The organism is Psychrobacter sp. 1U2, assembly GCF_051847575.1.
The window spans coordinates 1-1,106 of sequence record NZ_JBPYDC010000419.1; the positions used below are offsets into that span (position 1 = coordinate 1).

Annotated in this window: 1 protein-coding gene; it reads right to left on the reverse strand. The window is 45.8% G+C overall.

All coding sequences use genetic code 11. From position 1 onward, the window contains the following. Positions 1 to 1,106: CTP synthase (locus tag ACS8FD_RS16275; RefSeq protein ID WP_439276609.1), on the reverse strand; the 1,106-nt coding region annotated here is incomplete at both ends.

The following is a 1,106-nucleotide window of genomic DNA, read 5'->3' on the forward strand; positions in this document are numbered from 1 at the left end:
ACTCAATCACTGCCAGCTGCATACCAAGGCAGATGCCTAGATATGGGACGTTGTTTTCACGAGCATAGGTGATGGCTTGTATTTTGCCATTCGTACCACGCTCTCCAAAACCACCTGGCACTAAGATGGCATCAGCATCATTTAACTGTGTCAGTAAGCTCTCATCATCTTCTAAATGCTCAGCATCAATGTAGTTGATTTTGACATCTGCTTTATGAGTAATACCAGCGTGTAGCAATGCTTCGTTGATAGACTTATAAGCATCAGGCAATTCGACATATTTACCCACCATTGCTACTGTAACAGTCGATTCAGGGTTTAGCTGAGCCTCAACCACCTTGTCCCAATCGCTCAGATCCGCTTCAGGTACATCAAGACCAAAACGCTCACAAATCAAATCATCAAGGTCTTGCTCATGAAGGGTACGCGGTATCTGATAGATACTTTGGGCATCTTCACACATAATGACCGCACGCTCTTCGACGTTGGTAAATAGTGCAATCTTACGGCGGTTGTCTTGAGAGATATGATGGTCAGAGCGGCAAATCAAAATATCAGGCTGCAACCCAATAGAGCGCAGCTCTTTCACTGAATGCTGAGTGGGTTTGGTTTTGGTTTCACCTGCACTGGCAATATAGGGCACGAGCGTTAAATGCATTAGCATGGCGCGATTACGACCAAGCTCTACTTGCATCTGACGTACCGCTTCCATAAAGGGCAGTGATTCGATATCACCGACCGTACCGCCAATCTCGATAATAGCGATATCATAGCCTTCGCCACTGGCTAGAATCTTACTTTTAATCTCATCAGTGATATGCGGAATCACCTGTACCGTACCACCAAGATACTCACCGCGGCGCTCTTTATTCAGCACGTTTTGATAGATGCGACCACTGGTAAAGTTGTTGCTCTTACTCATCTTAGAATGACGTAAAAAACGCTCATAATAGCCTAAATCTAAATCTGTCTCCGCCCCATCTTCAGTGACGAAAACTTCACCATGCTGGAACGGGCTCATCGTCCCTGGATCAACGTTTATATACGGATCCATCTTGGTCATGGTTACACTCACACCGCGCGCTTCTAATATCGCGGCAAGGGAA